Annotated in this window: 27 protein-coding genes and 1 riboswitch; of the genes, 15 read left to right on the top strand and 12 right to left on the bottom strand. The window is 58.2% G+C overall.

What is annotated here, in order from left to right:
• The first annotated feature begins 41 nt into the window (after positions 1–41).
• Together NAT49_RS10990 and NAT49_RS10985 are read left to right on the top strand one after the other, a co-directional pair.
• A complete protein-coding gene (locus NAT49_RS10990) occupies positions 42–299 on the top strand; it encodes a hypothetical protein (RefSeq protein WP_251594117.1) in 258 nt (85 codons plus the stop codon).
• 162 nt (positions 300–461) lie between these two features.
• A complete protein-coding gene (locus NAT49_RS10985) occupies positions 462–1,304 on the top strand; it encodes a dienelactone hydrolase family protein (protein ID WP_251594115.1) in 843 nt (280 codons plus the stop codon).
• A 73-nt stretch (positions 1,305–1,377) separates the two neighbouring features.
• Here the strand turns inward: NAT49_RS10985 and pncB are convergent, their stop codons facing one another.
• Complete coding sequence (pncB, locus tag NAT49_RS10980) at positions 1,378–2,544, bottom strand: nicotinate phosphoribosyltransferase (protein ID WP_251594113.1); 1,167 nt, start codon at positions 2,542–2,544, stop codon at positions 1,378–1,380.
• Between the two features lie 89 nt (positions 2,545–2,633).
• Positions 2,634–2,909, bottom strand: coding sequence for a DUF4190 domain-containing protein (locus NAT49_RS10975; protein ID WP_251594111.1), 276 nt, complete (start codon positions 2,907–2,909; stop codon positions 2,634–2,636).
• Positions 2,910–2,968: 59 nt separating this feature from the next.
• Here NAT49_RS10975 and NAT49_RS10970 point away from each other — a divergent pair, with 59 nt between their 5' ends.
• Together NAT49_RS10970 and NAT49_RS10965 are read left to right on the top strand one after the other, a co-directional pair.
• The gene (locus NAT49_RS10970; RefSeq protein ID WP_251594109.1) at positions 2,969–4,108 is read left to right on the top strand and encodes a GNAT family N-acetyltransferase; all 1,140 of its coding nucleotides are present in this window, start codon (positions 2,969–2,971) and stop codon (positions 4,106–4,108) included.
• A gap of 59 nt (positions 4,109–4,167) precedes the next feature.
• A complete protein-coding gene (locus tag NAT49_RS10965; protein WP_251594107.1) occupies positions 4,168–4,653 on the top strand; it encodes a fasciclin domain-containing protein in 486 nt (161 codons plus the stop codon).
• Between the two features lie 95 nt (positions 4,654–4,748).
• Here the strand turns inward: NAT49_RS10965 and NAT49_RS10960 are convergent, their stop codons facing one another.
• Complete coding sequence (locus NAT49_RS10960; RefSeq protein ID WP_251594105.1) at positions 4,749–5,264, bottom strand: PRC-barrel domain containing protein; 516 nt, start codon at positions 5,262–5,264, stop codon at positions 4,749–4,751.
• An 80-nt stretch (positions 5,265–5,344) separates the two neighbouring features.
• Complete coding sequence (locus NAT49_RS10955; RefSeq protein WP_251594102.1) at positions 5,345–6,331, bottom strand: YihY/virulence factor BrkB family protein; 987 nt, start codon at positions 6,329–6,331, stop codon at positions 5,345–5,347.
• On the opposite strand from NAT49_RS10955, the gene NAT49_RS10950 reads away from it, so the two are divergent.
• From NAT49_RS10950 to NAT49_RS10915, 8 genes are all read left to right on the top strand, one after another.
• Entirely contained in the window at positions 6,270–7,079 is an 810-nt protein-coding gene (locus NAT49_RS10950) for a YIP1 family protein (RefSeq protein WP_309619151.1), read from the top strand. The genes NAT49_RS10955 and NAT49_RS10950 overlap by 62 nt on opposite strands.
• A gap of 179 nt (positions 7,080–7,258) precedes the next feature.
• Positions 7,259–9,622: a PAS domain S-box protein gene (locus NAT49_RS10945; protein ID WP_251594099.1), complete on the top strand. Its 2,364-nt coding sequence runs from the start codon at positions 7,259–7,261 to the stop codon at positions 9,620–9,622.
• 28 nt (positions 9,623–9,650) lie between these two features.
• A complete protein-coding gene (locus NAT49_RS10940; protein ID WP_251594096.1) occupies positions 9,651–11,003 on the top strand; it encodes a hypothetical protein in 1,353 nt (450 codons plus the stop codon).
• A gap of 82 nt (positions 11,004–11,085) precedes the next feature.
• Entirely contained in the window at positions 11,086–11,475 is a 390-nt protein-coding gene (locus tag NAT49_RS10935) for a glutaredoxin family protein (protein ID WP_251594095.1), read from the top strand.
• Positions 11,476–11,612: 137 nt separating this feature from the next.
• On the top strand, positions 11,613–11,801 hold the full coding sequence (locus NAT49_RS10930; protein ID WP_251594093.1) for a hypothetical protein: 189 nt from the start codon (positions 11,613–11,615) through the stop codon (positions 11,799–11,801).
• Positions 11,802–11,943: 142 nt separating this feature from the next.
• A complete protein-coding gene (locus NAT49_RS10925; protein ID WP_251594091.1) occupies positions 11,944–12,690 on the top strand; it encodes an alpha/beta fold hydrolase in 747 nt (248 codons plus the stop codon).
• A gap of 82 nt (positions 12,691–12,772) precedes the next feature.
• On the top strand, positions 12,773–13,270 hold the full coding sequence (locus NAT49_RS10920; RefSeq protein WP_251594088.1) for a hypothetical protein: 498 nt from the start codon (positions 12,773–12,775) through the stop codon (positions 13,268–13,270).
• A complete protein-coding gene (locus tag NAT49_RS10915; protein WP_251594087.1) occupies positions 13,267–13,533 on the top strand; it encodes a hypothetical protein in 267 nt (88 codons plus the stop codon). Before NAT49_RS10920 ends, NAT49_RS10915 begins: the two co-directional genes overlap by 4 nt.
• Positions 13,534–13,637: 104 nt before the next feature.
• Here the strand turns inward: NAT49_RS10915 and mqo are convergent, their stop codons facing one another.
• The 3 genes from mqo to NAT49_RS10900 all read right to left on the bottom strand — a co-directional run bounded on the left by mqo (position 13,638) and on the right by NAT49_RS10900 (position 18,856).
• On the bottom strand, positions 13,638–15,131 hold the full coding sequence (gene mqo, locus NAT49_RS10910; RefSeq protein ID WP_251594086.1) for a malate dehydrogenase (quinone): 1,494 nt from the start codon (positions 15,129–15,131) through the stop codon (positions 13,638–13,640).
• A gap of 304 nt (positions 15,132–15,435) precedes the next feature.
• Positions 15,436–17,322: a phosphomethylpyrimidine synthase ThiC gene (gene thiC / locus NAT49_RS10905; RefSeq protein ID WP_251594085.1), complete on the bottom strand. Its 1,887-nt coding sequence runs from the start codon at positions 17,320–17,322 to the stop codon at positions 15,436–15,438.
• Between the two features lie 70 nt (positions 17,323–17,392).
• Positions 17,393–17,516, bottom strand: a riboswitch (TPP riboswitch).
• 275 nt (positions 17,517–17,791) lie between these two features.
• A complete protein-coding gene (locus tag NAT49_RS10900; protein WP_251594084.1) occupies positions 17,792–18,856 on the bottom strand; it encodes an acyltransferase family protein in 1,065 nt (354 codons plus the stop codon).
• Between the two features lie 245 nt (positions 18,857–19,101).
• On the opposite strand from NAT49_RS10900, the gene NAT49_RS10895 reads away from it, so the two are divergent.
• Together NAT49_RS10895 and NAT49_RS10890 are read left to right on the top strand one after the other, a co-directional pair.
• On the top strand, positions 19,102–19,587 hold the full coding sequence (locus NAT49_RS10895; protein WP_251594082.1) for a YajQ family cyclic di-GMP-binding protein: 486 nt from the start codon (positions 19,102–19,104) through the stop codon (positions 19,585–19,587).
• Between the two features lie 88 nt (positions 19,588–19,675).
• On the top strand, positions 19,676–20,536 hold the full coding sequence (locus NAT49_RS10890) for a pirin family protein (protein WP_251594079.1): 861 nt from the start codon (positions 19,676–19,678) through the stop codon (positions 20,534–20,536).
• A 19-nt stretch (positions 20,537–20,555) separates the two neighbouring features.
• Here the strand turns inward: NAT49_RS10890 and NAT49_RS10885 are convergent, their stop codons facing one another.
• Both NAT49_RS10885 and NAT49_RS10880 read right to left on the bottom strand, forming a co-directional pair.
• Positions 20,556–21,512, bottom strand: coding sequence for a lysophospholipid acyltransferase family protein (locus NAT49_RS10885; protein ID WP_251594078.1), 957 nt, complete (start codon positions 21,510–21,512; stop codon positions 20,556–20,558).
• Between the two features lie 23 nt (positions 21,513–21,535).
• Positions 21,536–21,931 (bottom strand): VOC family protein, encoded by a 396-nt coding sequence (locus NAT49_RS10880; RefSeq protein ID WP_251594075.1) that lies wholly within the window; start codon positions 21,929–21,931, stop codon positions 21,536–21,538.
• A 158-nt stretch (positions 21,932–22,089) separates the two neighbouring features.
• Here NAT49_RS10880 and NAT49_RS10875 point away from each other — a divergent pair, with 158 nt between their 5' ends.
• Entirely contained in the window at positions 22,090–22,455 is a 366-nt protein-coding gene (locus NAT49_RS10875; protein WP_251594074.1) for a hypothetical protein, read from the top strand.
• 42 nt (positions 22,456–22,497) lie between these two features.
• Here the strand turns inward: NAT49_RS10875 and NAT49_RS10870 are convergent, their stop codons facing one another.
• From NAT49_RS10870 to NAT49_RS10860, 3 genes are all read right to left on the bottom strand, one after another.
• Positions 22,498–23,748 carry an AGE family epimerase/isomerase gene (locus NAT49_RS10870; protein WP_251594071.1) on the bottom strand — a complete coding sequence of 417 codons (1,251 nt, stop codon included), beginning with the start codon at positions 23,746–23,748 and terminating at the stop codon, positions 22,498–22,500.
• A gap of 62 nt (positions 23,749–23,810) precedes the next feature.
• Positions 23,811–24,470, bottom strand: a complete 660-nt coding sequence (locus tag NAT49_RS10865) for a 2OG-Fe(II) oxygenase (protein WP_251594070.1) — start codon at positions 24,468–24,470, stop codon at positions 23,811–23,813.
• Positions 24,463–25,104 (bottom strand): NUDIX hydrolase, encoded by a 642-nt coding sequence (locus NAT49_RS10860; protein ID WP_251594068.1) that lies wholly within the window; start codon positions 25,102–25,104, stop codon positions 24,463–24,465. Before NAT49_RS10860 ends, NAT49_RS10865 begins: the two co-directional genes overlap by 8 nt.
• Positions 25,105–25,135: the final 31 nt, after the last annotated feature.

Raw genomic sequence — 25,135 nt, 5'->3', positions numbered from 1 at the left:
ACAAAAGCGGTCGTGTTGAACATGACCGAAGGCCTGGGCCCATGAAACACTATGTTTGTGGCGTTTCTCAGTTATTGGGAGCGATTTTGAAAGACAGCCGGTGTGATCGGTCCGGCAAGGTCACCGGAATTGATCAGTGCGGTGACTATCCAATTATTGATGTGCTGTGGGAAGACGCCGAGCGGCCCGAGCAAGTGGTCATGACGCACGACCATCTGGCTGCACTGGTCGAGGCCTCACGTCGGCGCGCCGACGATGACGCTTTCAAGGAAGAGCAGAAACCTCGTCGACGAGCCTGAACAACGCCGCGCTTGCGCGGCGTTTTGCTGTGCGCGGGTCGGCGCGGTGCGTGAGCGCTCAGGCGTATTCGCCCATGTGATTTCAAGCCTGTATGGTGATTTCAGGTCTGCATGGTCATTTCAAGCCGGTGCGGCCATGTCAAACAAGGGGAAGAAGACACGATGAAAACGACAGTATTTGGGATCGGGTTTTTGATGGCCAGTGTCGGTGCCTATGGGGCCGAGGGCAGTGTGATCGGAAACATCGGCCCGGACGTGCACACCAATGAAGTGACCTACAGCGTCAACGGCGAAAGCTACACCGGCTTTCTTGCCCGTGATACCAAGGCCGAAGGCAATCGGCCGGGCATTCTTTTGGTGCATGAGTGGTGGGGGCAGACCGAGTACGTTCGCCAGCGCGCCGAGGAACTGGCTGCGCTCGGGTACGTGGCGATGGCGGTGGATATGTACGGCAGTGGCAAGACCGCCGAGCACCCCGATGAGGCCGGCGCGTTTTCAAAGGCGGTCATGAGTGACTGGTCGGCGGCCGAGGCCAATTTGCGTGCGGCTACGGATATTCTGAAAACCGAAGGCGGCGTCGACCCAGACCGGGTGGCCGCCATCGGTTACTGTTTCGGCGGTGGCGTCGTGCTTAATGCCGCGCTCGATGGCATGCCGTTCAGAGCGGTCGTCAGCTTTCACGGCAGTCCCGGCCAGGTCGTTCAGACGCCAACCCATTTTGATGGGCGTGTGTTGATTCAGAACGGCCTGGACGATGAGCTGGTCAAGCAGGAAGACCTTGCCGCGCTTTTGGAAACCTATGAGTCGGTGGATACTGACGTCACGCTCATCCAGTACCCAGGTGCCAAGCACGCCTTTACCAACCCCTACGTTGATGCAAAAGCGGAAAAATTCGGCTTGCCGCTGGCCTACAGCCCCGCCGCTGACGCCGCCTCTTGGCAGGTCATGTTGAACCTGTTCAACAAGGTCTTTTCAAGCGGCGCCGGGCGCCCGAGCTCACAGTAAGCAGGTACTACTTGTCAGTACCTCGTGGCCGCAAGGGCGCTTTCTGCGCGCTTGCGGTGTCTTCTGCGCCGGGTCACTCATCGAGTGAAAGCACCTTTCGCGCCAGTGTGATCATTTCCGGGTCGCCGGTATTTTTTTCCCGCACATCAGAAAGCTTGATGACCGGCATCCACTGCTGCCCCTGTGGGCGTGTGGCGGTCATCTTCACCACGATGTTCATGGGTTCGACATCGACATCGTTGGTGAAGTTGGTGCCGATGCCAAACGACATGCCGATACGGCCCGTACAGAACCGGGCAATGTTATCGACCTTGTCCGGGTCGAGCCCGTCGGAAAAGATGATGGTCTTGCTCAAGGGGTCGATGCCCAGGCTTTCGTAATGCTCGATGGTTGCACGTGCAAACGCGATGGGGTCGCCACTGTCGTGACGCACGCCGTCGAACAGTTTGGCGAACATCTTGTCGAAGCTTTCGAAAAAGGCCTGGGTCGTGAAGGTATCGGACAGCGCGATACCGAGATCACCCCGGTAGACGTTGACCCAGTGTTCCAGTGCCAGGATGTTGGCCATCTTGAAGCCGAAACGCGCGGCGTGAAACATGAACCACTCATGGGCATGAGTGCCGAGTGGTTTGACATCATGTTTCATTGCCAGATAGACGTTACTGGTGCCGGTGAAGCTGCCTTGACCGAAGCGAGCGAGCGCATCGACCACGGTGTCATGCACCTTGAAGGAGTGCCGTCGACGGGTGCCGAATTCGGCGATACGCACACCGATATGGCTGTAATGTTCGATCTTCTGGCGCGTGCGCTCGACGATGGCGTCATCCTCGATCCGCACCACGCCGCGGCAGGTATACCAAAGCTCGCTGATCAGCGCCATCAACGGCACTTCCCACAGGATGGTGCGATACCAGAGCCCTTCGACATGCACCTCGATCTGATCGCCATGCTGCTCAATGCTGACTTCGCTCGGGTCGAAGCGAAAGCCTTGCAGAAAATCGTGATAGGTCGGGTCGAGGTAGGGGCAGGTGGTTTCCAGATAGCCCCGCTCGTCTTCGGTCAATCGAAGGTGGGCCATTTCATCGACGGCCCGGCGAAGCTCTTGGGCAAACCCCGGTGGAAAGCTGTGTTGCCCCCGGTTGATGAAGCTGTAGCGGGCGTGCGCGTTCGGGAAGAGCTTCACCACGGCGTTTTGCATGGTGAACTTGTAGAAATCGTTGTCCAGTATTGAATCGAGCATCTGACCTTGGGTGTCCTGCCGTGATATCGATGAGCGAGCTTAGCGTCATCGGTGGCGTGCGTCTAAGTTGAATGATGCATGGCGCAGGCTCACGCCAGCGCCGCGATGCCAAAAAACGTCAATATGACACCGCCGAACACCAGAAGACCGGCCACCGAGGCAAGCAACATGAGATAGCCGATGACCAGGCCCGCCACCGCCCAGCTGTCTCCGTTTTCGTGGCTGCGCCGTATCTGAGCCCGGGCGACATGGCCGCAGACGATGCTACCGAGGCAGGCCGGTGCGACGAAAAAGGACAGAAGGCTCAGTCCGAAGGCCACAAGGGCCATGACATTGGTCGAGGCGTGTTTGTCAGGTAGGGTCATGGTGATTCAGGTGTGATTGGCCAAAGTGATTGGCTCAACAGTAAACGTGGCAGACAGTTATGACACTCGAACTTCGCGAGATCAAGGGCGTTGACGAAATAGAGCGCTCTGCCTGGGACGCTCTGGTCGACCCGGATTACCCCTTCATGCGCCACGCCTTTTTAAGTGCCCTGGAGCTCACCGGTGATGTCAGCGAAGATACCGGATGGTCTCCATGTCATCGGGTGTTGATGGAGCACGACACGCTGGTCGGCTTTCTGCCGAGCTTCGATAAAGCCCACTCCTACGGGGAGTACATCTTCGATTGGCAGTGGGCAGATGTCTGGGAGCGTGCAGGGCAGGTCTACTACCCCAAGCAGATCTCGGCGATCCCCTACACGCCAAGCACCGGGCCGCGCCTTGTTCTTGCCGATCATATCGCGCCCGAGTGCGCGCTCGAGCTTGTGTCGAGTTCGATTCGAACGCATGCCGGTTCCGGCTGGCATCTGCTGTTTCCGGATCACGCCGAAACACGGCTATGGCAACAGCATTTTCCCGAGCTTCTGATGCGTCATGGCATGCAGTATCACTGGTTCAATCGTGGGTATGAGACGTTTGAGGCGTTTCTCGGTCTGATGACCTCCAAGCGCCGAAAGGAAGTGCGCCGGGAGCGTCGAAAGGTGGCCGAGCAGGGCATCACGCTTCACTGTCTGGATGGCGAGGCCATCGATGAGGCCGCGATCACTCACTTTTATCGCTGTTATCAGATCACCTATTTCGAACGGGGGCAGTCACCGTATCTCAGCGACGCATTTTTCAAGCGGCTTCTGGCCACCATGCCGGAGCGCTTGATGCTGATTCAGGCGCGTGTGGCTGAACGTCCGGTCGCGGCGGCCCTTTATTTCAAGGGCGAAACCACGCTGTATGGGCGCTACTGGGGCAGCGAGGTGCAAGCAGACAGCCTGCATTTCGAGGCCTGTTACTATCAGGGCATCGAGTACTGCATTCGACATGGGTTTACCCGGTTCGACCCTGGCACCCAGGGGGAACACAAGATCGCACGCGGGTTCGAACCTATAACGACCTACTCGCTGCACTGGCTTAGGGACGCGCGCTTTCATCAGGCAGTGGCGGATTTTCTCGAGCGTGAACGTTCGGTGATGGACGACGTGCGTGGCGAGGCCGCCCAGGCGCTGCCGTTCAAGGTGGCGTCGTCCTGATGGCTTGAGCGATGCAAGGAAGGGTGGCCGACGTCTTATCTGCAACAGGGAGAGAGGACATGAAATCAGCAAGGAAGGTGTTCATCGCGGTGTGCCTCGGGCTGACATCGCTTACCGCGCAGGCGGATTCCGCCCTGTGGACGACGCTTGAGTCGACGCCACAGTATTCGCGCTTTGTTAAGGGGCTCGAACTCACGGGGCTCGACGACAAGCTCAAGGGTGCGGATACGGCGCACCCGGTGACGGTGTTTGCGCCGACAAACGAGGCATTCGCACGGCTTGATGTGCCCGACAAGAGCAAGTTGTTTTCAAGCAGCAACCGAGACCGGTTACGTGATGTGTTGAACCTGCACCTGGTGGCCGGAAACATCGCGCCGAAGGAAGCGAAACAGCGCCATGCGCTGGGATCCAACCAGGGCCAATCGCTTATAATCGAAGCCGAATCGGGCGCGCTTCGAGTCAGCGGCGTCGAGGCGCAGGCTGTTCAGGCGTTCACGTCGGGGCGCATCTATCGGCTTGATCAGGTCTTGATTCCAAGGCAGTAGTCCGGGTGTTCACGCGACTGTGCCGTGTTTTTCGGTGCACCGTGGTCATATAAAAAAGCCCGCTCAAGGCGGGCTTTTTCGTGCGAGAACATAACTCAGTTGTCGATGGCGTCGCTTGCGCTATCAAGCAGATTGGCCGTTGCAGACTTGGTGCTGTTCCAGGCGCTCTGTGCGCCTTTCTTGGTGTGATCCCACGCGTCGGCTGCCTGCGCCTTGGAGGACTGCCACCAGTCGTTGGTGTACTGCGGCTGGTCGGCAATGGCCTTTTCATCCATGTCGACCGTCACGCGATACTCGATGTTGTCCAGGTTGTCATCCGGGCTGGTCTGAACCGTGAAGTCGCCTTTCTTGATGACGTAGTTACCTTCCTTATCAAGTCCTTCTGCATCGATGACAATCGCCTGGACGCTCATGTCTTCGCCGAGCAGAATGTCTTCCACGTCGCCGATTTCGCGGTTGCTGTCCGATTTCAGATAGACATCGGCGTCCATCAGTTCATCGGCACTGTAAAGCCCTTGCACATTGGTGGTATCCGCCGCAATCGCGCTGGTGGCGCCAAAGGTGGTGACAGTTACAAGGGTCATGCCCAGCAAACGGGTTTTCATAGACATCGCTTTTTCTCCTTTCGCGTATTGCATGCATCCTGCATGTACATCTCAATGTAGTTTATGTGACGCATTCGTTAAACAGGTCAGTCTTTTTTCTCGATTTCCGACCCGGCCAGCGTATCGGCGGCGAACGCGTTGCGCTCCCCGAGCGGGCGATCCTCACCAACCGTTGTGTCTTCCCGTGTTTCCCGTTCGAACTCCCGGTTGATGCCTGCGCCAAGTAAAACGATGTAGGCCGAAAGCCAGAACCACATCAAAAGGATCACCACGGCTCCGAGTGAGCCATAGGTTTCGTTGTAGTTCGAAAAATTGCGCACATAGACCGAAAAACCGATCGAGCCCACCAGCCAGAGAACGGTGGCGGCGAATGCGCCGGGCGTCAGCCACTGCCAGCGGGCACTGCGACGATCCGGCGCGAAGCGGTATAAAAGAGCCAGTGAGAACATCACCAGCATCAGAAGCAGTGGCCAGCGAAGCGACAGAACGATCCATTCGATTGCACCGTGAATCGGCAGGAAGTGCAGAACCAGTGGCACAAGCGCCAGGGCGCCGAGCGTCACGATCGTTGACGCCACCAGCGCCATGGTAAGGATGACGTTGGTCAGCGTCTGGCGGATCAGGCCGCGGTGCTCACTCTCGCCGTACATGATGTTAAGCCCGGCCATGAACCCCCGCACGCCTTTCGAGGCACTGTAGAACGTAAACAGCAGCCCCCCGATCGCGGTCAGGCTCATTCCGGTTTGTGGGTTGGAACTTACCTTCAACGCCTGCTGACTGACGATGGATACCGCCTCCTGAGGCACGAAACCGCTCATGGCATCGATCTGATTCTGAACGGCCGCGGGATCTGAAATCAGCCCCCACAGAGAAATCAAAGCCGCAATGGCGGGAAAAATGGCCAGCAAGCCGTAGAAGGCGATGCTTGCGGCCACCATGTTCGCGTAGGTGTCGGTCATCAGCCCCTTGACGCGCCAAAGCGCTGACAGCATTGCCTTGAGCGGCAGTTGCATGGGCGTCACGGCAGAGGTGGCGGCGTCATGTTTGTCGGTGGCAGTACTGCGCTCGGGCATGTCGGGTATCCAATCAGAAAATCCGTTAGATCAAAGCATAGCTTGGTATCGGCCGATTAAAGTACCTGAGTCGCTTGGCGACATGATACGCAAACATTCAAAAGGTGCTCGATTGACCCGAACGTCCTACCTCGCCCAGAGACGATCCAGCCCATGGATTGCGTTATGGCTGACGCCTCGCCATACCATGACTGATCTGCTCAAGATCGCTGCGCCCCGAGCGTATGCGATGGTGCTCATCCTCAGCATGGGATGGGTGTGGAGCATTGAAACCGCAAGTCTTGCCGGGATCGGACTGACGCATGGTCTGATGGCCATCGTGGGGCTGGTGGTGCTTGGGGGCGCTGCTTCCGGCGTACTCGGCATGGCGTTGATGGTGGCGCTTACTACGATGATGGGTCGAGCACTTGGCGGGCGGGGTACGGCACTTGATCTGTTCAAGGTGCTGCTCTGGTCGAATGTGCCGCTGTGTTTGGTGCTGCTGCTCGAGCTCACCCAGATCGCGTTGACCGGCATGAATTATTTTACCGTGGGTGACGCGGTCAGCGGTCAGGCAGCCGCGCTTGTGATGTCGTTTATCAAGATGGGGCTGATCGTATTCGGGTGGTATCTCACGGTGGTCGGCGTCGCTCAGGCGCACAGGTGTTCGAAGGTGCAAGCGGCGCTGATCACGGCGGCCACATTTTTAAGCATGCTGGTTATTGCGGTGGTCACTATCGCTCAGGCGCTGTCGTTTCAGCTTCTGTGAAACGTGACCGATCACTGAGGGATAATAAGAAAAATTGCTTTTTTTCAGGGTGTATCATTACAGAAAATATAATTTTTTTTGAATAAATGCCCCTGAAACACCGTCTGCCATCTTCAGTTTTTCTTCGTTATACCGATGCTTGGTGTATCGAATGTAGTTGAGAAAACAGGGCATCGACGATGAATGAATCCACCGATTACAAGCCTGCGCCCTTGCCGGCAGATGAGGCGCAACGGCTTGAAGAGCTCGAGCTGTTCAAGATTCTCGATACCCCCGCCGAAGCCGATTTCGACGGATTGACCGAGCTTGCCCGTGCGATCTGCGACACGCCGATTGCACTCATTTCCCTGCTTGATGAAAAGCGCCAATGGTTCAAGAGCTGCATTGGCCTCGATGTGACCGAGACCCCAAGAGAGATGGCGTTTTGCGGCTTTGCCATCCTGCAGGGCGCGCTTTATGAAATTGAAGACACCCACGAAACGCCCCACCTTGCCAACAACCCCCTGGTGACCGGCCCGCCGTTCATTCGCTTCTACGCCGGCATGCCGCTCAAAAGCGCCAATGGCTTCGCGCTCGGGACGCTCTGTGTCATTGATACCAAACCGCGCGTGCTCAACGATATTCAACGTCATACGCTTGAGATTCTGGCCGGCCAGATCGTTCAGTTGCTTGAGCTTCGCCAAAGTCGCAACAGTTATCAGCGTCTTGCCGGGCGGTTTTCCAACCTGACCAATCGGGTGCCGGGGGCGCTGTTCGAGCTTGAGTACAACGTCGGGCGTTTGTGGCTACCGTTTATCAGTGCCTCGATGCCATCGCTTTCTGGGATTGCGAAATCGACCCTGCGCGACGATCCCGGTTATTTGCTGACCAAGATGTCACGAAGTGACCGCCATCTGCTGGTGCGGTCCCTAATCGCCTCCTGCCGTGCCCTGACGCTAATGCAGGTGTGTGTGCAGGTCACCCTCGATGGCGCAGCGTTCTGGTTTTACATCGAAGCGATGCCGGAGCGGTTTGGAAGCGGGGTGAAGTGGTACGGCATTCTCTCGGATGTAACCGGGCAGCGTCAGGGCCACGTTGCGGTCGAGGCCGAACGGGCCATGTATCGGCGCATCATGGGCGCGGTCTCGGCCGGAGTGGTGGCGTGCAACGCGCAAGGGGAGCTGACAGTGTTCAATGAAACCGCGCTTCAATGGCACGGTGCGGACATTCGAAGCCTGCCCCCCGAGCAGTGGAGCGAGTACTACGATCTGTTCGAGGCCGATGGCCAAACGCCGCTGGCACTCGAGCGTATCCCGCTCATACGGGCGCTCAACGGCGAATCCGTTCGCGGCGCCCCAATGGTCATCGCGCGCAAGGGCCACCCCCTTCGACACGTATCCGCCAACGCAGACCCCATTGTCTCGATGGAAGGAATACCACTCGGTGCGGTCGCGATCATGCACGACGTGACCGCTCGCGTGATCAGCGAACACGCCCTCAAGGCCTCTCGCAAGCAGTTTAATCAAGCGTTTTCGACTGCACCCATTGCAATGGCGCTGACCGATTTCGACGGCCACATTACCGAAGCCAACGATGCGTTTCCGGCCCTGTTCGGCTATGACACCGAGACCTGGCGCACCCGGGCGTTCAAGGAACTGATGCATCCGGACGACTGGGCCAAGGCCAAGGCGATGGGCCGTGAGCTTCTTGCCCAGACCAACACCACGTTCTATCAGCTCGAAGGTCGGTTCCGGGGAGCGGATGGCAGGGGGTTATGGGGCGACATGCGCTGCGCGATCATTCCGGAAAGTGATGACACTCCGCGCCAGTTCATCGTTCAGATCATGGATACCTCCGAGCGCCACCGACTGGCCGAACTTAAAAGTGAGTTTATTTCCTCGGTAAGCCATGAGCTTCGAACGCCGCTGACGTCGATCAATGCCTCGCTTGGCATGTTGAGCGCAGGCGTGCTCGGTGCGTTGCCTGAAAGAGCCATCGAAATGGTTAAAGTGGCCCACGACAGCAGCTTCAAGCTGCAATCGCTGGTGGAAAGCCTTCTGGATATGGAGCGCATTACCAGTGGCCAGATGACGTTCGAGTTCGATGTGCTCGACATTGAGCCGCTGCTCGAGCGTCAGGTTGAACGTCACCGTGAGCTGGCCCACAAGTCCGGCATCACGCTCCAGGTTGTTTGCGCCCGGCGTGCGTTAATTCGCGTTGATGCCAAGCGGATCGATCAGGTGTTTGCCTGCTTTATCGATAACGCCATTCGATTCTCGCCCACAGGCTCTGTCGTCGAGCTTGTCGGCGAGCGCCTGGATGGCGAAGTCCGGCTCAGTGTGATCGATCAGGGGGTCGGCATCGACAATGAATTCAAGGCCTATGTGTTTCAGCGCTTTGTTCAGTCTGATGGGTCGACCACACGTCGTCACAATGGGCTTGGCATCGGGCTTGCGCTCAGCAAGGAGCTCACTGAAGGCATGGGCGGGCGGATCGGATTCAGTTCCAGCAAGGGGGAGGGGAGTTGCTTCTACATGCTCTTTCCGCTCAGTACGCTAGACTAGATGTTTTGGGCCGACCACCGAGTAACGGTTGATCAACGTAGACCATCGAGAAGGTTTTTCGCTGCGCATTTCGCGCATTCTGGGTGATGAGCCTTCGCACGAATTCGACTTCTATCTTTTCTTGCCGGGGGAGCTTGGGTTCAGCGCCGAAGTGGTGTCTGAAAGCGAGTTCTATCACGGCGCACTTCACATCAAGCGCACCTATTACAGCACGCGTCACGAGCTGCCGCTGATTCACAGCCGGCTGGCGCGCCGAACGCAGCTCTCGCCCGAGCGCTATCGGTCGGGGCTGAGTCTTTATGCCTTTCAATACGCGGTTGCCCTTGAGCAGCGCACCCGGGCGCTTGAAGGCAAGGAGGCCATGACATCGTCAGAGCTTGATGAGCTGACCGAGCTGTGTCAAAGCATTCTGAGGCGGCTCAGGCGCCAGAAACCGGACGAAGAGCGGCTTGGCAAATACTTCATCAATATCGACAACTACCTCTCCTGGCTGACCGAGCAGACCATGCTGTCGCTGGCGGCAAGCATTGAGGAGCAGGAGGATTCCCGCTCCGGGCGCATGGCGTTGATCAACGTGGCCAAGCAGGAAAACCAGTATCGGCGCGAGCGTCGATACAACTCCGAGCGCGCGATGGCCAGTCCGTCTCGAATGTCCAACAAGATGCGTCTTCTCAGACGCTTGATCGAGTATCCGGTCACACTCAAGGAGAAACGGGTCGAGCTCGGACGGTTCGAGCAGAAAGGGGTCAAGGCGCTGGCGGCGGGGATGGTCATGGTGGTGGTGTCGATGCTGATGTTCGAGGCGCGGACACTGCTTGGCGATCTGACGCTTCGCTTTGTGCTGGTGGTCGCGCTGATGTATGCCGCGCGCGAGGTCTTCAAGGACGACCTTCGCAACACACTCTGGCGCTGGCTCAGGCGCGGGCGGCCCAAGTGGCGTCGGCAGTATTTCGACAATTTCAGTGGGGATATGGTGGGGCGCTCGCTCGAGTGGTTCGATTACACCCGCTATCCGAAGCTGCCCGAGGCCATTCGGCGTGCCCGCAAGGGCAATGTAACCAAGCGAGATGAGCACGTTCTGCATTACAAGAGCCGATCCTCGCATACACCAAAGCGGTTTCTAAGCGGCTACGAGCGCACGCGTGAAGTGATCACGCTTGATCTCCAGTCGATTGCTCGACTAATGGACCCGGGCCGTTATCAGGTATTCGACGTCGAGGATGGGGCAATTCAACGCTTCGATGTGGAGAAGCGCTATCAGGTCAACCTTGTGATTCGCACCATGGAAGGCGAGCAGGTGGTGATTCGTCGCTGGAAAGTGACACTCAATCACACTCGAATTGTGGACCTTGAAGCCGTTGAATCCGTCGAACCGGTGTGAGTTGTGCTCGATGGGTGTACTGGTACACTGGCTCGTTTTCATCGCGTCCTTCTTGCTATCGAGCCGATCATCGGGAGCTCCCATGAACGTTGTTATCCGCTTTTTCTTCAGGGCTTTGCGGCGTCTGTTGATGCCCTTCATGCTGGCGTACGCTGCGCTTTCCAAGCCCAAGCCCGTTACTCGCTCAAAGGAAGAACAGGCCAAGGTCGATGCCGCGTGTCGACAATTGACGCTTTATCAATTCGCTTCCTGCCCGTTTTGCATCAAGGTCAAGAAGCAGATTCACGGTCTCGCGCTGCCCATCAGTATGAAAAATACTCAAAAGGACGCCGGAGCGCGTGAAGAACTCGAGCGTGGCGGAGGGCGCGTCAAGGTGCCGTGCCTGAAAATCGTCCATGACGGCGGCCGCGAGGAATGGATGTATGAGTCCGACGACATCAATCGTTATCTCAAGGAGCGCTTCGCGGTGTAAGTTCGGCTACCGAGGGTGCGACTATTCTCCTCGGATGCTCTGTTTCGTTGGCGGCGTTTTCATTCTAAGCTCTAGGTGTACAGTCAAAAGTTTCTCCCGATGCCATTCGGGAGCGCATTGAACCAAGGAGAACATGGATGTCAGAGTCAGACGACAAGCGGTCCAAGGCCGAAGAGCTGGTCGACAAGGTCGGCGGCAAGATTCAGGAAAAAACCGGTGAAGTTACCGACGATCATGACCTTGAGAAAAAAGGCGAGCGTGATCAGAATCAGGCCGGCGAAAAGTTCAAGCGTTCTGAAAAGAAAGAAGATCATCGACACACCTGATCGCGTGATGCTTTCTAAAGCGATGTGAAAAGGCAGCCTCCGGGCTGCCTTTTTTATGGGTGCGCACGTGAGTGTCATGTGGCGGCCTTGAAAGCCCGCTACGCTTTATGGACATTTTCTTTTCAGTAAAGGACAGGGACGCATGACGATCGCGAGTGACCGTGGGCAAGGACGCCCTACGCTTGTACTGATGCATTTTTTCGGGAGCTCCCACCGTGAGTGGCAGCACGTTATCGATCGCCTCGACCCGTCATTTAGAGTCGTCACACTCGATATGCCCGGGTTCGGCGATGCGCGAGACGACTCTGGTTACGACAGTCACTTGATGGCTCGCCACGCCCGCGACAGCATCGAGCGGCTGGTGCTCGAGAACGTCATCCTTGTGGGGCACTCGTTTTCCGGGCGCATTGCCATGATGCTTGCCGCCGAGCGGCCTGACTGGCTGAACGCGCTGGTTCTGGTCGCACCGGCACCGGTTGGGCCGCAGCCGGTCAGCGAGGAAGAGCAGCGATTTCAACTCGGGTTCGATTTCAGCGAGGCTCAGGCGCGTGCGTTCATCGATGGGGCCATTGGTGTCGAGCTCGATGCCGCGCTTTACAACGCAGCCGTTACAGATGCCATGAACGCTCACCCACAGGCCTGGCGCGCCTGGCCGAGCACGACCTACGCCGAGGACATGCGCGATGAGATCGGCGTACTTGCGGTACCGACGTGGGTGCTTGTCGGCGACCGGGACCCCTCTCTTCCACCTGAAACACAGCGTACGCTGGTCATGCCCATGCTTGAAAATGCCTCGCTCGAGGTGTTTGAAGGATATGGGCACCTTCTGCCGATGGAAATGCCGGAGCGCCTTGCCGAGCGGCTCAATGTCATTGCACGCAAGGCTTGATGCGCGATGAGGGATTACATCGCGGCGGGATTACTTTAGGCTTGTGGCCGTTTCTTGAGAATCGCATCGAGGCAAGACGGTTATGTGGAAAAACGCAGCCAGTGCTGCAGGGCTGATGGTAGTGGGCGCCCCGGCCTGGGCGCAAACGACGGTCGGGGTGATCAGAACCTACGACGCCAAACAGGCGGCGTTCGGCGCTGTTGCAGCCGCGCCGTGGTTGGCCACGCTCGTGGCCGTGGTGGTGCTTGCCTCCCTGGCCTACTGGGCCCTGACGCTGTTCAAGCGGGGGCAAAAAGGCTTGGGGGCGGCTTCGCTGCTCGGGTTACTTGTGCTCTTGGCGGACGCGGCTTATATCGCGGTCGTGGCGACCTCCAGCGGTCCAATCGACATGCTGCGCTTTTTCGAGCACATAGATCTGATTGCCCGGTGGGACTCGATCACACTGTTTCAGGTCTATGAGCACGCCTACAGTGTGCTGCTCCCGCTGTGTCTTGGGTTCATGATTGTATCGGTCACCATGCTTGCGTCCTGCTTCAAGCTGGCGTTCAGGCGTGATCTTGAAAAGGAGGCGCGCTCATGATGGCTTCAGCCTGGTTGATCATGATGCTGGTCACGACCGTCATTGCGCTGTTGGTGTCGTCGTTGACTCTTCTGATCAAGGGATACGCGAAAAGCGCCGGCATGATCATGGCAGGGCTTATCCTGATCATTGCACCGGTCTTCATTCAGAAATGGGGCCTGTTCGCGATTACCCGCGAAAGCACGTACGCCATGTTGACCCTGCCGGGCATTGCGCTGGTGGTGGTGGGCATCGTCATGACGCGGCGTCTGGTTTTTCGGTAATTCGATCAGCGCAAGACTGTTCCAGTAAAAACGCCCGACCGGGTTATCTCCGGTCGGGCGTTTTTATATCTAGGGTACGCGCTTACGTACCAGAGGAGACACCGCTAGACGGTCGGGTCGTTGAGTTTCAGCGTCTGGTGGGTTCGGTGGCGCACCTCATTAAGCGTTTCGGCCTGGCTTGCAAGTGTCTTGGCGCGGGCCGGCACGATCGCGTTCAAACGTTCCTGCCATTCAGGCGACTGGCACTTCTCGGGGAAGCACTGCTCAAGCAGCCCCAGCATGATCGAGGTCGCGGTAGAGGCGCCAGGCGAGGCGCCCAGCAGTGCTGCCAGTGAGCCGTCGCCTGCAGCAACGACTTCGGTTCCGAACTGCAGAATGCCGCCTTTTTCCGGATCTTTCTTGATGATCTGAACACGCTGGCCGGCCACTTCAAGGCGCCAGTCGTCATCACGTGCGTTGGGGAAAAAGTCGCGCAGTGCATCGACACGGTCGGTATGAGACTGGCGCACCTGCTCGATCAGATACTTGAGAAGATCGAAGTTGTTTTTTGCAACCGACAGCATGGGCGAGAGATTGGAGCCGCGAACGGATTTGACCAGGTCAAACACCGAGCCGGTTTTCAAAAACTTGGTGGTAAAGCCTGCAAACGGCCCGAACAGAAGCGACGGTGAGCCATCGACGTTTCGAGTGTCCAGATGCGGTACCGACATCGGCGGGGAGCCGACCGGTGCCTTGCTGTAGACCTTGGCCAGGTGACGCTCGACGATCTCGGGCTTGTCACAGCGAAGCCACTGGCCGCTGACCGGGAAGCCGCCGTAACCACTGGCTTCTGGGATCTCGCTTTTCTGAAGCAGATGAAGCGCCGCCCCACCTGCACCGAGAAAGACAAACTTGGCGGTGAGCGTACGCGTCTTGCCGTCTGATGTTTCGACGGAGACCGTCCAGCGGCCGTCGTCACTTCGTTTCAAGTCGGTCACACTTTGGCCGGTGCTGACGCGGACCTGCTCGTCTGGAAACGCCTCGAGGCGTTTTAGCATCATGCGGGTCAGCGCGCCGAAATCGACGTCGGTGCCGCCTTCGGCGCGCGTGGCAGCCAATGCTTCGTTATCGTTGCGGCCATCGAGCAAAAGCGGGGCCCACTGCTCGATCTGGGCGCGGTCTTCGGTGTAGCTCATGTCTGCAAAGCAGTGATGTGCTTTCAGAGCCTCGAAGCGGGCGTGAAGAAAATTCACATCCTTTTGCCCGCGCACGAAGCTCATGTGCGGTACCGGATGAATGAAGTCGCGCGGGTCGCCCAGGTCCCCCTGTTCGACGAAGTAGCTCCAGAGCTGCTTGGACTCCTCGAACATGGTGTTGATGCTGACGGCCTTGTCGATACTGACCGAGCCATCATCGGCTTGAGGGGTGTAGTTCAACTCGCACAGAGCGGCATGCCCGGTACCTGCGTTATTCCAGGCAAACGAGCTTTCGCTGGCGGTGCTGTCCAGTCGTTCCAGAATTTCAATCCGGCTTTCAGGCTCGAGCGCCTGCAAGAGGGTGGCAAGCGTCGCACTCATGACGCCGGCGCCGACCAGAACGACGTCTACGGACTCATTCATAGCGTGTGTCAATGTCAAATCCTGAAATCATGTGGCCGAGACAATTGCTTTATTATACGTACCAAAGTAAAGCACTGATCGCGGCACGTGCCGGTTAAAAGCGGTGAGATAACAAGGCGCCGCTTCGTCTGCCGACGCTGCCTGCTGGGGCAGTGCCGCTCTGCCTGCTTGTTTGCAGTGCAGCATGACGCATTTTGCGCCTCTTTACGGCGAGATTCAAAGTCTTGGGAGGCAAGCTCTCGTCGGCCGCTATCTATAAAACCGATAACGGCCGGTGGATCGACTCGCTTAAGTACGCATGTGCCTAGACTTCACGATAGAGCTTGCTGCCGGTCTGGCGAAATTTCTCGGCCTGCTCCTTCATGCCCTCGCGCATGGCCTGCTCGTCGCCGTCGAGATTATTGTCGCGCGCGTAATCGCGCACTTCCTGGCTGATTTTCATCGAGCAGAATTTCGGCCCGCACATCGAGCAAAAGTGCGCCACCTTGGCGGAATCCTTCGGCAGGGTTTCATCATGAAAGGCGCGCGCCGTGTCGGGGTCCAGGGCAAGATTGAACTGATCCTCCCAGCGGAATTCGAACCGGGCTTTCGACAGCGCGTTGTCTCGGCGCTGGGCGCCCGGATGCCCCTTGGCCAGATCGGCGGCGTGAGCGGCAATCTTGTAGGTGATGATGCCGGTCTTGACGTCGTCCTTGTTGGGCAGGCCCAGATGCTCCTTTGGCGTGACGTAGCAGAGCATCGCGCAGCCGTACCAGCCGATCTGGGCGGCCCCGATGCCGGAGGTGATGTGGTCATAGCCCGGGGCGATGTCGGTGGTTAGTGGCCCAAGGGTATAAAAGGGCGCCTCATCGCAGCACTCGAGCTGCTTGTCCATGTTTTCCTTGATCAGGTGCATCGGCACGTGGCCCGGGCCCTCGATCATGACCTGAACGTCGTGCTTCCAGGCGATCTGGGTGAGCTCCCCCAGGGTTTCGAGCTCGGCAAACTGGGCTTCATCATTGGCGTCGTAGATCGAGCCGGGCCGTAAGCCATCGCCGAGCGAGAACGACACGTCATAGGCTTTCATGATGTCGCAGATTTCTTCGAAATGCGTGTAGAGAAAGCTTTCCTGGTGATGGGCCAGGCACCACTTCGCCATGATCGAGCCGCCACGCGAGACAATGCCGGTCAGGCGCTTGGCGCTCATCGGTACGTGATGCAACCGAACGCCTGCGTGAATGGTGAAGTAGTCAACGCCCTGTTCTGCCTGCTCGATGAGGGTGTCGCGAAAGATCTCCCAGGTCAGGTGTTCGGCCACGCCGTTTACCTTTTCAAGCGCCTGATAGATCGGGACCGTGCCGATCGGCACCGGCGAATTGCGCAGAATCCACTCCCGGGTTTCGTGAATGTTCTGGCCGGTGGAGAGATCCATGATGGTGTCGGCGCCCCAGCGAATACCCCAGGTCATCTTGTCGACTTCGTCCTCGATCGAAGAAGTGACCGCAGAGTTGCCGAGGTTGCCGTTGATCTTGACCAGGAAATTGCGCCCGATGATCATCGGCTCGGTTTCAGGGTGGTTGATGTTGGCGGGGATGATCGCGCGGCCCCGGGCGATTTCTTCCCGCACGAACTCAGGCGTGATTTCTTCCGGCAGTACCGCACCAAAGCCCTCACCTGCATGCTGCTGGTTCAAAAGACGCTCCACTTCCTCCGAGCCCAGTGTCTGTCGGCGCTGATTTTCCCGCAGCGCAACGAACTCCATTTCCGGTGTGATGATGCCCCGGCGGGCGTAATGAAGCTGACTGACATTACGGCCGGCCTTGGCGCGGTAGGGCGTGCGTTTTAAGTCGAAGCGAAGGGTGGTGGTGCGCGGGTCATTGGCGCGCTGCTTGCCGTAGTTCGAGGACAGGCCGCTCAAGCGTTCGGTGTCGCCGCGCTCATCGATCCAGGCACGACGCAGTTCCGGCAGGCCCTTTCGAATGTCGATCGAGGCGGCGGGGTCGGTGTAGGGGCCTGAGGTGTCATAGACCAGCACGGGCGGGTTCTCTTCATGCGCGCCCGAGGTGGTGGTCGGAGAAAGCGTGATTTCGCGAAACGGCACCTGAATATCGGCGCGCGAGCCCTGAAGGTAGGTCTTGCGCGATGCTGGCAGCGGCTGGATGGCGGCCTCATCGACGCGAGCGGATTCGGATAGAAACTGAGGGGTGGTCATGTGTGCTCCCGTTGGCAATCAATGCCGGCTGGAGCGCAGGATCGGGGAGGCGAACGACGTCATGGGAGGCGTGGTATCGCCGCTTGATCCCTACGCCGGTATTAGCCGGATCAGGTTCATCGGGATCCACCGTGGTATCGCGTTGCGACACAAAGTGATCTCAGCCGGTTCCACCGGCACCCCGTCAAGCGTTAGCGCACTGTCTGTGCGTGGCGCTCAGTCTGGGTGAGCCGCAATAACGGGTCAAGTCGACGCCGTATCTATTTTTTTAAATCGAAAAAAGAGTGCGATGTTTCCATACAGGTAGGCATGGAAATGTCATTTAAATGCGGGCAAATAACGTTAATGGCTTGAGATCAATGTATGCGATGGTAATGCTGTAGCGGCATTAATAGGGCGTGATGGAATATGCGCAATTAGACAAATCAGCGCGGACGCTGATTTGTCTAGAATAACGTTCAAAACGAGTTTAAGAGTCGGCTGTGCTGGCAACACCGGATCTGGAATATTTTATCGAGGTGTAAAGCTCACCCCAGGCCTTACTGGAGAACAGTAGAGACACCAGTACAAACTTTTTGGATAAGTACGCGGTTGCACAACACATTGCCAGGACCCCTGCGATAAAAAAGACCAGCATGATGTCAGGGTTGCCGGAGTAGAACTTGGCAATGAAGACAGGGGATGCATACATCAGTGGCCAGTGAACCATGTAGATCGGCAGCGAGTTCTTGCCCATCCACTCAAGCGGCGGTGATATCCGGGTTGTACTTACCCACATCATCGCTTTTATCGCTCCAGGGATGATTGCGAGTGCCGCCACGGTAAAGTCCAAAAAGTAGACGTCAGGCCACTCATAGTCGTACATGCCGTCAATAAAAAAGACCATGCCGGCAATGAACATCGCTCCGGCAATGCTCCAATGGAGCTGTTTCAAGAGCTCAACGGTTTTCGCAATGTGGCAGCCTGCCCATCCACCGAGCATGAAAAAGATGGCGTGGTGGAAAAAGCGGAGATTCTCGTATTCCATCAACCAGAACGGAATATAAAGCGCGATGGATAAAACGAGCCCGAACCAGGGTCGAATATGCATCAGGAAGTAGGCGGCAAGATAAAATAGAAACAGCATGTGCAAGAACCAGAGGTGATCTGCCCCCCCTGTAAGCACAGCATGGACAAAATCGAGTCCATCCTTGCCGAGCATGATTTCGCGCATCTTATAGACGCCAACCATGACCAAGGTCCATACAATGTAGGGGTATAAAATATGTTGAACCTTGCCGGAGAAAAATTTTCTAGGGCCTTTCTTTACGGAACCAATAAGCAATAGGCCGGATAAAAACATGAGCAACGGCATACGCAGTGGTTGCATGGGAAGTGCGAATGCTTCAAATATAGGCGATGTATCTTCAAGTTTTGCCGGTAAAGTGGCGGTACCATGAAAATAAACGACCAGGCAGATAGCCAGGCCGCGCATGGCATCCATCCATTGATAGCGGGGCTTGCTGGATTTGGCGATGGGAGAAGCAGAAGTCATAAGCGTATCGTTATTGAAGGTGCTGGGAAAAGTGCGTGCCCATTATTTATATTATGAGTTTCTTTTCAAACATTATTGGAGTTTGCGCTTAGATGAATCGAAATTTAAGAGAATATACGCAATTTATATTTAAAATTTGTTACCTAAGACTTAGGTAACTTCAGATTGTTTTTGTAGTACTTTGTAATTAAATGTGTGTTTTTAATTTTTAATCTGGTTGTTAGTGCAAAAGGTAAATTAACGTTATGCCATCTTTCGATATCGTTTCCGAATTCGACAGCCACGAAGCGACCAACGCCGTTGATCAGGCCAACCGAGAGATTCAAAATCGGTTCGATTTCCGGGGTGTGAAAGCGCAGTACACGCTTGAGGGCGAGCGCGTTCAGGTCGAGGCTGAAGTCGATTTTCAACTGCAACAGATGATCGATGTGCTCCGGGCAAAACTGATTGCCCGTGGCATCGATGCCCGGTGCATGGACATCCAGGAACCCGAGCTTTCAGGCGTCAAGGCGCGCCAGGCAGTCGATCTCAAGCAGGGCCTCGAGCAGGAGGATGCCAAGCGGATCGTCAAGCTGCTGAAGGGCGCCAAGCTCAAGGTGCAACCGGCGATTCAGGGCGACAAGGTGCGGGTGTCCGGCAAGAAACGCGACGACCTTCAGGAGGCGATTGCGCTGTTGAAAGGGGAAGAGGGGCCGGATCTGCCGTTGCAATACACCAACTTCCGGGACTGACTGCGGGCGCGGCTCAAAAGGTCGCTATTGATACCTGGCCGCACTGTATATCGTGCGGCCGAACTGCGTTTTATGCGAGAGCCAGCTCATGTCTGAATTCGTGCCTCGGCGGATGATCGCCTGTCACCCCGCCTACCGTGACGACATCGGCGATCTGATGACGCGCCGACCCCTGCCCGGGCCCGGCGTCGACCAACTCGATCCGTTTCTCTTTCTCAACCATCACGGGCCTCAGACCTATCCGGCCCATAATGACGGCCTGCCGTTCGGACCGCACCCGCATCGCGGGTTCGAGACGGTGACGTTCGTGCTCGATGGAGTGCTTGAGCACGCCGACAGTTCTGATCATCAAAGCGTGATTCACGCAGGCGGCGTTCAGTGGATGACGGCGGGCCGGGGAATCGTGCACTCCGAACGTTCACCGGAGGACTTCAAGCGACGCGGGGGCGCGCTCGAGATTCTCCAGCTCTGGATCAACCTGCCCAGTCGTCTCAAGATGACGCCGCCGGCGTATAAGGGGCTTGAGGCTCGGGATTTGCCCACGCTCGATCTGGGTGATGGCAGTACGATGACGCTGATTTCGGGCGCGCATGAAGCGCATCAGGGCCCGATCCAATCCCTCACCGACGTGATGCTCGGCGTTATTGCGCTGTCACGCGGTGCCCACCTGCACGTGCCTGTACCAAGAGGGCGGCAGCTCTTTTTCTATATCGTGGACGGTGAGCTGACCTGCGGTGACGATGTGCTTGAGGCGCATCATCTCGTCGAATTTGACCGTGAGGGCGAGGGTGTCGTGATCGATGCCGTATCGGACGCTCGGGTGATCATCGGGCACGCCGAGCCGATCGAGGAACCCGTGGTCATGCACGGGCCCTTTGTCATGACCAGCGCCGATGAGATTCGACGCGCCATCGCCGACTATCAGGCGGGCCGTTTCGAGGGGCTTTGAGGCCGCCCACGCTTGAGCGTCAGCGGTGCTTGTTGCTGTAAAGGCGCTGTTCTTTCCAGCCCGGGCTGTTTTCCTGTTGGCCGGGCGTTCGACGAAAGCGCTTGTATTCCCATTGGTACTGGGTGGGGTCGAGCGCGATCGCGGCCTCGACGCAGGCGTTGACGCCCGCGGCCGACACCGTTTCATCAGGGTCGTAGACGCGCTCATCGGCCCGGAGAAAATGAATCTCGAAACCGCCGGTGGCGTCGGTTTTTCGGCGGGCGACACCCACCACTACGCGGGCATCGGTGCGGGCGACCAGTTTTGGCAGCAAGGTGGCAGTGTAGGCGGGCCGACCGAAGAAATCGGCAAAGACGCCGCTGCCCCAGCTTGGCACCTGGTCGGGCAAAATGCCGATCGCCTCGCAGCGTTTCAGCGCCTTCAAGAGCGCAGCGACGCCGCGTGAGTTGGTCGGTACCAGCGCCGCGCCCTTACGCTCGCGTCCGGCCCGAATCACGGGATCCAGCGGCGCAATCTTCGGAGGCTCGTACATGGCGGTAAAGGGAAAGTGGCTTGAGAGCCAGAAGTTCAAGACTTCCCAGTTGCCAAAATGAGGGGCGAGTACGATAACGCCACGTCCGCTTGCCCGAGCGTCATCCAGCAGTTCGCGACCGTGCACCGCGTGAATGGCCGTTTCCACCTTGCGTGCCTCGCCGATCCAGGCAAATCCGAGCTCCATGATGGTCGCGATCGAATGGGTCAGGCTGTCTCGCGTCAAGCGGCGGTGCGTGGCCTTGTCCATGTCCGGGTAGGCGGCCTTTAAATTGATGCGAGTGACGCGCCGCTCACGGGGGGCCAGCGCTCGGTAGAGGGGCTCCAGGCATCGGCTCAGCCGCCACAGGGTCGGTGGGCGCCAACGGGCAAGTGTTTTCCAAAGCCCGTGAATCAGGCGCGCCTGTAGGCGCGCTTTCAAGGAGACGGTGTGCGAGTCGGTCATCGTAAAGGCACTGGCAGTAGCGGTTAAACGGAATCGGCGGTGCGTCTGGGCCGTGCAAGCTCGATCAGGTTGCCGTCGGGATCACGAAGGTAATAGGAAACCAGCGCACCGGCTGCGCCGTGGCGATGCACCGGGCCTTCTTCGAGCGCGACGTCGAGGGTGTCGAAGTGCCGGGTGAGTTCATCGTCGTCGAGCGTGGTGATAAAGCACAGGTCCATGCTGCCGGACGCGGGCGCATTGGCCTTCGGCGTCGCCTCGAAGTCGGGGCCGTGGAGTTTGATCTGCAGGTCACCGGTGACCAATGCCGTTCGACCGTTATCGCCGTAGCGCACCTCGAAGCCGAGCACCCGCGTGTAGAAATCAACGGTGCGTTCGATGTCACGTACGTTTAATACCAGATGGTCCAGTCGTGTCAGCATTCAAGGCCTCGTCGTTGTGATTTCGGGCGGTCAAGCGCCTCTGTATCTACCTACTTTACTGAAAATAACGCGCTTTTGCGCCCCTGTCGTCTTGTGTCGCGTTCGCGGGCGCGTAGGATGCATTCGAATAACATCTATGAACAGGGCGGGGATGATCAATGGCAGGTGCACACAAGGCGTTTCTTTTGATCCTGGCCATCGCGACACTTTGGATGGCGCTTCTGGCCGGCGGCGGTCAGTCGATTGGCGCGGGGGCGATCATTTTCATGGTGTGGGGGGTATCGCCGTACCTATTGCTCTGGACGCTCAAGCGCTACGTGTTGACCGACGTGGCGCCCAGAGCGCTTCTGGCGTTGATTGCTCTGGTGGGCGTGACCGGGCTGTACGCGTACGCCGATGTGCTTTTCCTGAATCCGCGTAACGATGGTGGCTTTACGTTTTTAATCACGCCGTTCGTTCAGTGGATCATGGTCGTGCTGGGCGGCGGGGCGCTTTACTGGCTCAAGCGCCGTCGCCGCGACTAGTGCGTCCTCAAGTGCCGTTTTCGCGCCATGGCGTAAGTGGGCTCACAGGTGGCTTTGCGGGTGATGGCCAAGCCATCGTGCGGCCGTAGGCGCCAGCGGTAACCTGGGAAATAACGTGGTCTGGTAGGCGTGATAGATGTCGGGCTTTCCTGACCACGTGCCGCTGGCGGGCCGATTCTGCGCGTCAAGCTCGTGGTGCCAGCTGCCTTTCTCCTGATCGATCAGGTAAAGGTCGATGTAATCCCACCAGGTGCGATACCAGTGTTCGAACCGGGCGTCGCCGGTGCGGGCCAGAAGCGCGGCGGCGGCAAGCACGCCCTCGGCCGGCACCCAGTGCATTCGGGCGCAAACCACGGGCCTGGCCTCGAAATCGAGCGTATAGACAAACCCGGGCTGGCCGTCGGCGGCCCACCCCCTCGTTGCAGCATCAAAAATGGCCACGGCGTCTTCGGCAAGCCAGGCCGGTGCATGCTCACCGTTGGCAAGCAGGGCCGCCTCGAGGTTCAGCAAAAGGCGCGACCATTCAAGGCCGTGGCCCGGGGTAACGCCGTAGGGCCGAAACGCATCGGCGGGGGTGTCCTTGTTGTATTCCTTGTGCGGTTGCCAGTCGTCGGTGAAGTGTTCGATCACGTGATAGCCAGCGCTGGCGGCGTGTTCATGGATGAGCCGGTGGGCGATCGAGAGCGCCCGTTGTCGCCATAGCGGCTCATCGAGTGCGTCGGCAATGGCGAGAAAGGCCTCGACCGAGTGCATGTTGCTGTTGGCGCCTCGGTAGGCTTCACTTTCCTGCCAGAATCGGTCCGAGTTTTCGCGCATCGCCCCTTCCTCATCGCTCCAGAAATGGGTCTCGATGGTGTGGCACGCGCGCTCCAAGAGTTCGCGCGCGCCTGCGCGCCCGGCAAGTGTTGCCGATGCCGCAGCCAGAGCCACGAACGCATGAAGGTAGGCTTCCTTGTTGCTGCTGGCGCCGGCCTCCTGCGCCTCTGAAAACCAGCCCCCGGCTTCATGGTCGAAGAACATCGTCTCGAGCGCACGAAGCCCATGATCAACCAGCATGGTCGCACCGGGCAGGCCCTGAAGGGCGGCGAGCGCGTAGGTGTGAGTCATGCGCGCCGTGACCAGCGTTTGTGGTCGGCAGGCATTGTCGAGACGGCCCGCCTCATCGAGCCAGCCGAATCCGCCGTCGGGAAGCCGGGCCGCCTTGCCGAAGTCGAGCAGATGTTGCCCGTGGCGTGACAGCCATCGGCGGTGCGCCGGTTGATCGATCCAGTACGTCAAAGGGGCGTGGGACATGCAATAACTCCTTGGCAACAGAACAACAGGAAGTGTGTGAGACCGCTTCAAAAGACATCGGGTCAGCGTGCTGGATCCACGACTCCGTTCAGGGACGCATTTCGCCGGTACCAGCCTGCAATGCTTGCGCGCGGGCGCGTCGTCGGGCGCACTTCATGAGGGATGGTTTCCGAAAGGAAACACACCAGCGTATTGGCCGTGGGAATCACGCGCTCGAGTTCGCGTTCAGGCGCGTTGGGGTCGTAGATCACCATTTCGCCGCCGGCATCGGCTGGCCAGTCCTGGTTCAGATATAAAACGGTCGATACCATCCGATTGGCGCGGCCTTGCAGGCTATCGACGTGCGTTTTGTAAAAACTTCCGGCCGGGTAGCGGGCAAAATGCGCCTCGAACTCGAACAGGCCGAGAAAGAGGGCGTAGTTCAGGGCGTCCTTGAACGCGGCCATCCGTTCGAGGTAGCGCGCCTGGGCCGGCCCGTTATGGTTCAACCAATAGATGCTGTCGCCACGAATATCGTCACGAAGCTGGTGCTCTTTGCCGCGGCCAATGCCGGCGCGTTGAAGCTGGTCGTGATGGCGCAGGTGCTCGAACTCCTCAAGCAGCGCGTCGATTTCAGGCGGCGGTAGGGCGTTGTGGATAACGCCGTAGCCGGTGTCGACCAGTGAATCGATCAGAGTGTCCCACGGGTGGTAGGTGGCATCCGGTGCAAAGGCGTCAGTCATCGGGCGTCTCGGAGTAAGGGGGTGGCCTGCGGGCACTGCGAGTGCGCAGCTCACCCCGCTTGGGCGGAGTGTCGAGGCTCAGGGCGGCGTCGAACCCGATCGTGAGCAGTTCGACCACCATCATGGCCGAGAGCCCCCAAAGGTGCGCGCCGTCAACGGCGTAGCTGGGCACGAACAGAGTGCGTGAATCATCGAGCGCGATGGCGTCGGTGTAGGCGCGATCATCGTCGATCAATCGGTTGATCGGCAAGTACAGGGCACGTTCGATCTCGGCCGGGTTGAGGGTCAAGGTCGGGCGTGCGGGAATACGGGCAACAAACGGCGTTACGATCAGGCCGTTGACGGAAATGCAGTCGCTCAGCCGCCCAAGCACCTCGATGTGTTCCCGGTGAAGGCCGACTTCCTCCTCGGTTTCCCGAAGTGCGCATTCGAGCAGGGTCTCGCCCGGGTCAAGCTTGCCGCCGGGGAACGCTACCTGGCCTGGATGGCTCGATAGCCGAGCGTTTCGAAGCGTCAACAAAAGGCGAGGCGGCGCCTCATCGCAGATTGGAATGAGCACCGCCGCACGCGGGCGCGGCTCATTGATCTCGAGGGGGGTGTGTGCTTGCAGTCGCTGCTGTAAGGTCTTTAACATGCCTGTCTACTTAATCCGTCTGCCGCTCTGG

This window comes from Larsenimonas suaedae, assembly GCF_023712105.1.
Classification (GTDB): domain Bacteria; phylum Pseudomonadota; class Gammaproteobacteria; order Pseudomonadales; family Halomonadaceae; genus Larsenimonas; species Larsenimonas suaedae.
The sequence above is the reverse complement of the archived record's forward strand: the minus strand, read 5'-3'. Positions and strand labels throughout refer to the sequence as shown.

Bases quoted from the DNA above. Each gene is read 5' to 3' on its own strand.
- NAT49_RS10955 (WP_251594102.1), bottom strand. From the start codon at position 6,331: ATGCCCGAGCGCAGTACTGCCACCGACAAACATGACGCCGCCACCTCT.
- NAT49_RS10945 (WP_251594099.1), top strand. From the start codon at position 7,259: ATGAATGAATCCACCGATTACAAGCCTGCGCCCTTGCCGGCAGATGAG.
- NAT49_RS10860 (WP_251594068.1), bottom strand. From the start codon at position 25,104: ATGTTAAAGACCTTACAGCAGCGACTGCAAGCACACACCCCCCTCGAG.
- NAT49_RS10880 (WP_251594075.1), bottom strand. From the start codon at position 21,931: ATGCTGACACGACTGGACCATCTGGTATTAAACGTACGTGACATCGAA.
- NAT49_RS10975 (WP_251594111.1), bottom strand. From the start codon at position 2,909: ATGACCCTACCTGACAAACACGCCTCGACCAATGTCATGGCCCTTGTG.
- NAT49_RS10965 (WP_251594107.1), top strand. From the start codon at position 4,168: ATGAAATCAGCAAGGAAGGTGTTCATCGCGGTGTGCCTCGGGCTGACA.
- NAT49_RS10935 (WP_251594095.1), top strand. From the start codon at position 11,086: ATGAACGTTGTTATCCGCTTTTTCTTCAGGGCTTTGCGGCGTCTGTTG.
- NAT49_RS10960 (WP_251594105.1), bottom strand. From the start codon at position 5,264: ATGTCTATGAAAACCCGTTTGCTGGGCATGACCCTTGTAACTGTCACC.
- NAT49_RS10865 (WP_251594070.1), bottom strand. From the start codon at position 24,470: ATGACTGACGCCTTTGCACCGGATGCCACCTACCACCCGTGGGACACT.
- mqo (WP_251594086.1), bottom strand. From the start codon at position 15,131: ATGAATGAGTCCGTAGACGTCGTTCTGGTCGGCGCCGGCGTCATGAGT.
- pncB (WP_251594113.1), bottom strand. From the start codon at position 2,544: ATGCTCGATTCAATACTGGACAACGATTTCTACAAGTTCACCATGCAA.
- NAT49_RS10895 (WP_251594082.1), top strand. From the start codon at position 19,102: ATGCCATCTTTCGATATCGTTTCCGAATTCGACAGCCACGAAGCGACC.
- NAT49_RS10870 (WP_251594071.1), bottom strand. From the start codon at position 23,748: ATGTCCCACGCCCCTTTGACGTACTGGATCGATCAACCGGCGCACCGC.
- NAT49_RS10875 (WP_251594074.1), top strand. From the start codon at position 22,090: ATGGCAGGTGCACACAAGGCGTTTCTTTTGATCCTGGCCATCGCGACA.
- NAT49_RS10930 (WP_251594093.1), top strand. From the start codon at position 11,613: ATGTCAGAGTCAGACGACAAGCGGTCCAAGGCCGAAGAGCTGGTCGAC.
- NAT49_RS10920 (WP_251594088.1), top strand. From the start codon at position 12,773: ATGTGGAAAAACGCAGCCAGTGCTGCAGGGCTGATGGTAGTGGGCGCC.
- NAT49_RS10885 (WP_251594078.1), bottom strand. From the start codon at position 21,512: ATGACCGACTCGCACACCGTCTCCTTGAAAGCGCGCCTACAGGCGCGC.
- NAT49_RS10915 (WP_251594087.1), top strand. From the start codon at position 13,267: ATGATGGCTTCAGCCTGGTTGATCATGATGCTGGTCACGACCGTCATT.
- NAT49_RS10890 (WP_251594079.1), top strand. From the start codon at position 19,676: ATGTCTGAATTCGTGCCTCGGCGGATGATCGCCTGTCACCCCGCCTAC.
- NAT49_RS10985 (WP_251594115.1), top strand. From the start codon at position 462: ATGAAAACGACAGTATTTGGGATCGGGTTTTTGATGGCCAGTGTCGGT.
- NAT49_RS10950 (WP_309619151.1), top strand. From the start codon at position 6,270: ATGGGCGTCACGGCAGAGGTGGCGGCGTCATGTTTGTCGGTGGCAGTA.
- thiC (WP_251594085.1), bottom strand. From the start codon at position 17,322: ATGACCACCCCTCAGTTTCTATCCGAATCCGCTCGCGTCGATGAGGCC.
- NAT49_RS10900 (WP_251594084.1), bottom strand. From the start codon at position 18,856: ATGACTTCTGCTTCTCCCATCGCCAAATCCAGCAAGCCCCGCTATCAA.
- NAT49_RS10970 (WP_251594109.1), top strand. From the start codon at position 2,969: ATGACACTCGAACTTCGCGAGATCAAGGGCGTTGACGAAATAGAGCGC.
- NAT49_RS10990 (WP_251594117.1), top strand. From the start codon at position 42: ATGAAACACTATGTTTGTGGCGTTTCTCAGTTATTGGGAGCGATTTTG.
- NAT49_RS10925 (WP_251594091.1), top strand. From the start codon at position 11,944: ATGACGATCGCGAGTGACCGTGGGCAAGGACGCCCTACGCTTGTACTG.